This is a genomic window from Desulfomicrobium norvegicum, from assembly GCF_900114595.1.
Classification (GTDB): domain Bacteria; phylum Desulfobacterota; class Desulfovibrionia; order Desulfovibrionales; family Desulfomicrobiaceae; genus Desulfomicrobium; species Desulfomicrobium macestii.
Genome location: NZ_FOTO01000026.1, coordinates 1 through 7,954 on the forward strand (window position 1 = coordinate 1; position 7,954 = coordinate 7,954).

Annotated in this window: 9 protein-coding genes; 6 read left to right on the top strand and 3 right to left on the bottom strand. The window is 53.5% G+C overall.

What is annotated here, in order from left to right; all coding sequences use genetic code 11:
- The 5 genes from BMZ24_RS19860 to BMZ24_RS19120 all read left to right on the top strand — a co-directional run.
- Positions 1-861, top strand: an 861-nt coding sequence (locus BMZ24_RS19860) for a coiled-coil domain-containing protein (RefSeq protein ID WP_425266286.1), incomplete at its 5' end; no start/stop codon positions are given.
- 171 nt (positions 862-1,032) lie between these two features.
- Positions 1,033-1,392, top strand: a complete 360-nt coding sequence (locus BMZ24_RS19105; RefSeq protein ID WP_092194689.1) for a plasmid mobilization protein — start codon at positions 1,033-1,035, stop codon at positions 1,390-1,392.
- 24 nt (positions 1,393-1,416) lie between these two features.
- Positions 1,417-2,469: a relaxase/mobilization nuclease domain-containing protein gene (locus BMZ24_RS19110; RefSeq protein ID WP_143077971.1), complete on the top strand. Its 1,053-nt coding sequence runs from the start codon at positions 1,417-1,419 to the stop codon at positions 2,467-2,469.
- 80 nt (positions 2,470-2,549) lie between these two features.
- Positions 2,550-3,272, top strand: a complete 723-nt coding sequence (locus BMZ24_RS19115) for a restriction endonuclease (protein ID WP_092194696.1) — start codon at positions 2,550-2,552, stop codon at positions 3,270-3,272.
- Between the two features lie 3 nt (positions 3,273-3,275).
- Complete coding sequence (locus tag BMZ24_RS19120) at positions 3,276-4,523, top strand: DNA cytosine methyltransferase (protein ID WP_092194698.1); 1,248 nt, start codon at positions 3,276-3,278, stop codon at positions 4,521-4,523.
- A 26-nt stretch (positions 4,524-4,549) separates the two neighbouring features.
- Here BMZ24_RS19120 and BMZ24_RS19125 read toward each other — a convergent pair whose 3' ends face one another.
- The 3 genes from BMZ24_RS19125 to BMZ24_RS19135 are packed head-to-tail and all read right to left on the bottom strand — an operon-like array spanning position 4,550 to position 6,729.
- Positions 4,550-4,939: a helix-turn-helix domain-containing protein gene (locus BMZ24_RS19125; protein WP_092194700.1), complete on the bottom strand. Its 390-nt coding sequence runs from the start codon at positions 4,937-4,939 to the stop codon at positions 4,550-4,552.
- Positions 4,940-4,969: 30 nt separating this feature from the next.
- Positions 4,970-5,686 carry a metallophosphoesterase family protein gene (locus tag BMZ24_RS19130; RefSeq protein WP_208599899.1) on the bottom strand — a complete coding sequence of 239 codons (717 nt, stop codon included), beginning with the start codon at positions 5,684-5,686 and terminating at the stop codon, positions 4,970-4,972.
- A complete protein-coding gene (locus tag BMZ24_RS19135) occupies positions 5,683-6,729 on the bottom strand; it encodes a replication initiation protein (RefSeq protein ID WP_161949251.1) in 1,047 nt (348 codons plus the stop codon). Before BMZ24_RS19135 ends, BMZ24_RS19130 begins: the two co-directional genes overlap by 4 nt.
- Before the next feature lie 770 nt (positions 6,730-7,499).
- On the opposite strand from BMZ24_RS19135, the gene BMZ24_RS19140 reads away from it, so the two are divergent.
- A partial coding sequence (locus BMZ24_RS19140; protein ID WP_208599900.1) for a DNA-binding protein occupies positions 7,500-7,954 on the top strand: 455 nt, incomplete at its 3' end.

Sequence of the window (7,954 nt, forward strand, 5' to 3'; positions counted from 1 at the left end):
CTAACCACCGAGCGGGACCAGGCTCAGGCCACTGCACTGGAGCGGGCTGCGGAGATTCAGCGCTTGGTCGAGGCCGTGGATCGGGAGCGTCGGAGTGCCGAAGAGGCCCGCCTGGAGCTGGCCAGGGTTCAGCTTACTGCCGAGGCCAAGGACCGATGGATTGAGGAGCAAGCCGCCGAGATCAAGGCCCTGAAGGTCGAGCTGGTCGAGGCCCAGGGGGCCAAACAAGCGGCGGCCGTGGAGGTCTCCCGGCTCCAGGCAGAACTGGCCGCAGAGCGGACGGCCAAGGCAGAGCTGGCCCATGATCGGGACTCCCTCAAGGAATCCTTGAAAGCAGCCGGGGACCGGCTGGCCCAGGCCCAGGTTGATGCCGCTGCTGAGCGCAAGGTCGCAGGCGAAGCCTTGGCTGCAGCCAAGGCGGATGTGGCTGAGGTGCAGAGCCAAGCCGCCGCCGAGCGTAAGGTTGCGGCAGAGGGGCTGGCCCATGCCACGGCCGAGGCCAGAGAGCTGGGCTCCCGCGTGGCTTCACTGACGGCAGAGCTGAAGGGTCATGCTGAGGCGTTGGCCCAGGTCAAGGCTAAGGGAGATGCCCAGGCCGCAGAGCTGGTTCAGGCGCTGGCGTCCCTGGCGGCGGCCACGGCGAAAGCCGAAGGCGCTGCCGAGGCCAAGGCTGCTGCGGTGGCGGATCTCGCGGCACTCCGCGCTGAGCTGGCCGAGGTCCGGGTAGACCTCAAGGAGGAGCGCCAGGCGCATAAGGCCGAGCTGTCCGCCCTTCGCCTGGAGCTGAGCACGGCCCGGGCTGAGCGTGCCGATGCCGAGTCCCGGCAGTCTGTCCCTGCCCAGGCCCAGGCTGCCAAGTAGACAGGTAGGCCCACTGTAGACAGCTCCCTGCGAGCGGGATATGGTGGGCCTGATTTTCGGCTAGGAGCAAGGGCTAACTTACCTCCGGAAAGTTTCCCCGTTTCCCCTCCAGGGAAACGCCCCCGCTCGCGTTGCTCAGGGGGTTGCGAAGCAAAGACAGGAGGCCCAAGCATGGGCAAGAGAGGTCCGGCCGAGAGGCCGCCAGAAGAAAAGAGACAGGTGCGCGTGAGCGTGTACTTCGCGCCGAAGGAGCTAGCCGATCTAGACGCCCGGCGGGGTGGCATGGAGCGGAGCGAGTGGCTTCGCCGCGCGGGCTTGGACAAGCGCCTGGCCCCGGCCATCCCGGAGCTGAACCGGGAAGCGTGGGCGGCCCTGGCTAGGACCGCAGCGAACTTGAATCAGATCGCCCGGTCGATGAACGCGGCGGGGCAGGTGCACGACGCAGATCTCGTGGGGATCCTCGCCGAACTGCACGGGCAAGTCGCCCGACTCCGTGGCGACCTGGTCGGCCTCGACCAGGTGAAAGACTAGGTGAAAGATTTGGTGAAGGACTAGGTGAAGGATCAGATGAAGGGTATGCAGAAAATCCAACGCGGGTCAGGCTTTCGCGGCTGTGCGGACTACCTCTTCGATCATGACGGCGGTCGGGTCATTGGGGGGAATATGGACGGCTTGAACGCCCGGGCCTTGGCCACGGAGTTTGGGATCGCTCGCCGTCTGCGCCCCGACATCGAGAAGCCTGTCTGGCATAATAGCCTGCGGCTGCCTGCTGACGAGCGGGCGGTGGTCGACGACCAAAAATGGCGGGAGATTGGCGATGACTACATGTATGGAATGGGCTTCTCGGACCAACACCAGCGGGTTTATGTGCTGCATAATGGCCATATCCACATTTTGGCCAACCGCGTGGGGCTGGATGGGAAGGTGTACCTGGGTCGCAACGAGAATCTACGGTCCACCGGTCTCATCCAGCGCCTGGAGCAGGTCCACGGCCTGACCGTGACCAAGGGCGTGAAGAAGACCGAGAAGGGACGCATAGCGCCGCCGGAGGTCAGGAAGACGCGGGTAGGGGAGCGGCGCCGATACGAGCGGCTAGAAGATATGACGCCCCGCGAGCGGTTGCAGCAACTCGTGGCTGAAGCCGCGCAGGGGCGGCCGACCGCGTCCGAGTTCGTCGCACGGTTACAAGCGCATGGCGTGTCTGTGTGGCCAAAAGTGACGTCGAGTAGGAAGCTGGATGGGTTTAGCTTCGGGCTGGGCGGAGTGGCGTTTACCGGGAACCAGCTCGGGGACCGCTACCGCTGGGGCCAGCTCCAGAAGGCTGGGGTCCACTACGACCCCGCGCGTGATCTCGATGCGCTGACTGCGCCACGGCCCACGGGTCCGGTCGTAATTGCGGAGGTGGCAACGGTCGAAGTGGAGGCCGAGGTGGAGCAGGAGCGGCCGACTATAGCTGAAGGCCTTGACCTGACTCCCGAGCAGATGGCCGAGGCGCGGAGACAAGAAGAGGAGAGCCGGGAGCTTGAAGAGATTCTTGGAATTTGTGACGGGCGAAAAGGAAAGGTTGATGAAGAACTGGTTAAATGTCGAATATCAATGAAGGATTAGGATTTATGTAGGGTTGACTCGTAGATACCTATAATATAATGGATCGGAATTTATATAATATTGTAGGAGTGGGGGCGACTATGAAGGCAGCGACAGATCAAGAATTGAGAAAGCTTATCGTCTTGTACAATAATGTTATGGAAGTGATGGAACATGATGCTGCGAAGTCAATGCGAGATGATAATCGTGCGTACGGTGGGTTTGTTCGCGCTGCTAAAGGGAAAATTCAAGAGCTTATAACAGAAAGGCTAGTAAGGACGGTTTGGGATGTTGAAATGGGTGAGAATCCAGAAAGGCTTTCTATAAATTCAAAAAAAATAAAGATTCCTATTCTTCGATCATACGTTGATTCAATAAATGACGAAAATTTAAAAAAATACATATCTTCAAATATTTTAAAATATAGCTATGGTCTTTCTGTAGATAAGCATGTTTTTATTGATAACAAATTTGTTTTAGGAATTGAGTGTAAGGCATACACAGAAAATGCAATGTTAAAAAGAATACTTGTAGATTTTTATTTGTTAAAGACAAAGTTTCCAAAATTGAATTGCTTTTTGTTTCAACTTGAAAGTCAACTTGGTGGTGATTATTCGGAATGTAATAAGTTTCCGATAGGTAGTTATCCTACAAGGACTATAATGTCATATTTCAAAAATGTAGATTTGAATATCGTGACATTGTTAGAGGGTGAAAGGAAAGTTGATCGCCCAATAAATAAGCCACAGTTTTTTAAGCCGCTAAAAGTTGAGCATTTAGAAGTAGCTATTGGGTATCTACAAGAATCATTATCGGAGATTTAGAGGATGAATATAATTGATTTATTTGCAGGTTGCGGTGGATTTAGTCACGGTTTTAAGATGGCTGGCTATAATTCGATACTAGCCATCGAAAAAGATCTTTGGGCATCGCAAACATATTCGTTTAACAATCCTAACGTAAGTGTGATCACAGAAGATATTACAACTTTGGATCCAGGGGACTTGAAAATTTCTGTCTCGGATGTTGATGGGATTATTGGTGGGCCTCCATGTCAGGGTTTTTCTCTTTCTGGAAATAGAGACCAAAAAGATCCAAGAAATAGTCTTTTTGTTGATTTTGTTCGATTTGTGAAATTCTTTTCTCCAAAGTTTTTTGTTATGGAAAACGTACTTGGCATCCTATCAATGAAGACAAAGAGTCGTCAGTATGTTAAAGATATTATTGCTGAAGAATTTTCTAATGTCGGATATAAAGTATGTGTTATTATCTTAAACGCTTGTGATTATGGGGTTCCTCAATCTCGTCAACGTGTTTTTTTTATTGGTTTAAAATCAGACAGGCCTCTTAATCAGCAAATTTTGACCCCTCCATCTAAAGTTATAGAGTCAGAATACACTTCTCTTGAAGAGGCGATCAGTGATTTGCCAGTGATAGAGGCGGGTGAAGGAGGGGAGGTGCAGGATTATCCCGTTGCTCCTAGGAACAAGTATCAAGAAAATATGCGGAAGGGATCAACGTGTGTGTATAATCATGTTGCGATGCGTCACACACAGCGGCTTGTTGATAGATTCGCCGCAATTAAATTCGGCCAATCTGTTAAGCATGTCTCTGAAGAGCACTCACAAAGAAAGCGTGGAGATGCAAACTCAATAAGTGGGAAAGTTTTTTCTCAAAATAATATGAGGCCTTATCCATATAAGCCGTGCCCGACCGTAGCTGCAAGTTTTCAGAGTAATTTTATTCATCCATTTTACAATAGAAATTTTACAGCTCGGGAAGGAGCTAGGATACAGTCATTTCCAGATACATATATATTTCAAGGTAAAAGAACTACAATGTCCTGGGAAAAGCATCTTTCTCAATATCAGCAAATTGGAAATGCTGTTCCTCCCTTGCTTGCGCAAGCTCTGGCGGAGAGAATTTCTTGGTATTTTGAAAATATAAATTTGATAAACGACTCAAATGTATCGATTAAAAGGATGGTGCAGCGTTCTTTTATGTCTCAATTAAATTTAGAAAATAACGTCAACGTACGGCAAGACGATAATTATGACAAGGTACATAGTTTTTAATAAAGCTAGTGATATTTTTTGTTTGTCTAGGTGAAAAGCCTCGCCCAGAAACCGCGCTTCTGTGCTGGTTGTGGTGCCGCCGTCAACGCCTTGGCCTGCATTTGCCATGCGTCCGCTTGTTCCTGCCATCGGTCCCGTTCTGTCCGAACCTCGGCGAGTAGCGCCTCAAGCCCTTGGATCTTCGTTTTGAGCTCGCGATTTTCGGCGTCAAAAGCGTCAACAGCGCTGTCTTTAGTTGTAAAGTTGGGTTCATCAAGGTTGACAAGCGGGTAGACTCGATGGAGTTCGGCTGCGTCAACTTCAAGTATTCCTTGAGCGTTCTTGCTGGCGGAGATCTTGCCCTTTTTAACGGCGGCGTGGATTGCTTGGCGGCTCATTCCCGTGGCTTTCGCTGCTTGCTGGATGGTGTAAAGCATCTGTCAACCTCCGTTTTCTAGTGCTTGCACCTAGGAAATGGCAGAAGTCAATCGCACTTCGCGAGGATTCAGCCAAAAAAGCCCATCCTCGGGCTTCAGCCACTCAATCATCAGCCCCGACATCCCGACCCCTTCCACGCGGATCCCGCCGTCCAGGGTGGCGCTGTAGCGCTCATGGTGGTGCCCATGGATGAGTATCTTTGCGCCGATGGCCCTGGCAATGTCGCCGATGAGTGGGAAGCCCATGGGGTGGCTTTCCGGGGCCTCATGTGTGACCAGTACGTCCACTTGGCCGGTGAACTGCAGCAGCGCTCCCAGGTCCTCTGGGAATATCGTCGTCAGGTCTACCGGCGCATTGCGCCCACCCTGCCTTTGTTGTGCGATGCACGCCCGCGTGTCGTATGGACAGATTAGGTCCACCTCGTCCAGGTGGGTGGTTTGGTCCACGCCGAAAAGGTTTGAGCGAAATATGCCGCCCAATCCTGCGATCCGGACGCCCTCGACCTCGACCACCCGGCAGTGCAAATTCCGGTCAGCCATGGATTTATGATGCTCAAAGTAATCCAAATAGTCGCTGTCGTGGTTCCCATAGATCCACCAGGTCTTTGAGGCCACGCCAAGGCCCAACTCATCCACCAGGGACACTTGGGGCTCCTGGTCGCCTAGGAGTACCACAGCAGAGGCCTCGCCGGCCTCCTCGATTACGGGCACGAAGTCCCCGTGGGCATCACCAGCAAACAAGATCATATTTCCTCCTCAACCCGCTCATGGGTTTCGGTGGAAATGGCTACTACGGGATTCTCTTTCTCAAGCACTGCTGCGGCGTATGCGCCGAGTTTCCCCTTGATCTTACCCGCAAGCTTGTCGTGCTGGATCTTTTCCATGATCGCCCGCAGCTCGGGCTCGTGCCCGACGTACAGACGTGCGATCTTGCGGGCGCGGGGCAGACTAACGCCAAATGCGTTATGCATGGCCTGAGCGTATTTCAGGATTTCGTGCTGGTCTTTACTGCCCATGCCCGGCAGCGTGGCCATGGTGCGGCGGATCTTCTCGCGGGCAGACATATTTGCGGGGTTGTCGTCGATGACAAATCTGAGATGGGTGACCGCCCTATTTTCAGTCTTTTTTTCCAGCGTCAGCTTGATGTCCGACTCTGCGGATACTTCTTTCACGGCGTTTTGGATGATCGTCCGGTTTAGTTCTCCAAAGCCTTTTTGGTACTCATCGGGTTTGATGCCCATGTACTTTCGGAACTGCTCTACGGTCATCCAGGGTGTACAGCCTTTGCCCGTAATCTTGTCCTTGTTGTCACGGTAGTCGAGGCCAAGCTCGTACAGCGGGAGCGCGTACTTCGTCTTTTTAAAGCGCCGCTCGATGAGCATATTGATGCGTGCGAACATCGTGCTGCTGGCTATGAAACCGCGCAGCGTCCGCGCAATGCCGAACGTGATGAACGCGCCGCGCATTTCCGGTTCTTGGATAAACTTGTAGTAACCCCAACTCGGCCCGCCCTTTCCCCGGCCTACGCCGAGGTCATTCCACTCCACAGAGCCGTCACCTAGTTCCTTAAGCCATCCTCTGAGGGCTACCTCGTTCCTGGTGCGCATGTAGTCCTCAACGACCTTTCGGGGAATCGAGAAGATGTGGATCTTGTCGATAAGCGGGATTTCTTCGTAGCACCACGCGAGAAAGCAGTTGAAAAGTCGCATGGCAGGGCCAGAGAGGTCGTGGTTGATGTGGATGCAACCGCTGGGCTTGTCTAGATAGTCTGGAATTTTTGGCAGGGTCATGGACGCGTGTATATCACGACAAATGTGTCTTGTCAAGAACATCTATACATTTAAACACAAAGGCATACATTTTACGCCCGACTTCCAACACAAAGGCATACATTTTACCTGCCTATTTTCAACACAAAGGCATACATTTTACGATTTTCAGCCCAACAATTTCAATACATTATATAGCCTCGTATGCTTCTTAAAGCATGCATAAAGAATGAAAAAGAAAGACACGGTCCTTCGGACCCTCGGTGCCGCGTAGATGCCCGCTAACGCGGGCGCGGCGTCACTGTTCTTTGAACGAATGGTTCACCCAACTCGTCCCATCGCTTGAAAAGGCAAAAAGACAGGCATTGAGGGTGTCGCTGCGCTCCAAAAGCAAAAGACAAGGGCGCTTAGGTCCTGTAGACTCTACCTTGCGAGGATTTTTGATCTTCTCCATCCTAATCGGAGGGTTCCGCCCACCACCGTACGCCGGACAAAGATATGTCCAGCGTACGGTGGTGGGGGATTTTTTGAAGTGGACATATGTAAACACGTGTCCACTTTTTAAAAGCTGGCCGCCGCCGAGGAGGGCGCTATCCTGCGCCCCCACAGGCGGGCGGAACCGTGCCGCAAGCACGGAACAGGGGCGATCTTTGCGCTACCGCCCCTAGTCGTGTTGTCGCGGCCAGGAGCTGTATCGTATTTTTTTCTTGACGAGTCGTATCATATCGTATAATGTATCTGTATTGATACGCAATACAAGATACGAAATATGATACGGTACGGAGGGTGGCATGGCACGAGAAGGGATCACATACGACCAGGTGGCGCAGGTGGCGGACAAGATGGTGGCTGACGGACATCAGCCCACTATCCGGGCCGTCAGAGATGCTTTGGGCACGGGGTCGCCGAACACGGTGCACGCGCACCTACAGGCGTGGCGGGCCGCCAGGCCCCAAGCGCAGGCGCAAGCACCGGAGCTGCCCAGCGAGCTGGTTTTAGCTCTGGCGCAGGAGATTGAACGAGCGGCCGCCCGGGCGCGGTCCGAGGTTGAGGGGCGACTGGTGGACGCCCAAGCCGAGGCGGGGGATTTGGCCACCGCAGGGGCAGCTCTGGAGGCGGAGCTGGCCGAGGCCATGATCAGGGTCGAGGCTCTAACCACCGAGCGGGACCAGGCTCAGGCCACTGCACTGGAGCGGGCTGCGGAGATTCAGCGCTTGGTCGAGGCCGTGGATCGGGAGCGTCGGAG

What these genes read in the sequence shown, in the direction of transcription:
- BMZ24_RS19115 (WP_092194696.1), top strand. Translation starts at nt 2,550, where the DNA reads ATGAAGGCAGCGACAGATCAAGAATTGAGAAAGCTTATCGTCTTGTAC.
- BMZ24_RS19135 (WP_161949251.1), bottom strand. Translation starts at nt 6,729, where the DNA reads ATGACCCTGCCAAAAATTCCAGACTATCTAGACAAGCCCAGCGGTTGC.
- BMZ24_RS19130 (WP_208599899.1), bottom strand. Translation starts at nt 5,686, where the DNA reads ATGATCTTGTTTGCTGGTGATGCCCACGGGGACTTCGTGCCCGTAATC.
- BMZ24_RS19105 (WP_092194689.1), top strand. Translation starts at nt 1,033, where the DNA reads ATGGGCAAGAGAGGTCCGGCCGAGAGGCCGCCAGAAGAAAAGAGACAG.
- BMZ24_RS19125 (WP_092194700.1), bottom strand. Translation starts at nt 4,939, where the DNA reads ATGCTTTACACCATCCAGCAAGCAGCGAAAGCCACGGGAATGAGCCGC.
- BMZ24_RS19120 (WP_092194698.1), top strand. Translation starts at nt 3,276, where the DNA reads ATGAATATAATTGATTTATTTGCAGGTTGCGGTGGATTTAGTCACGGT.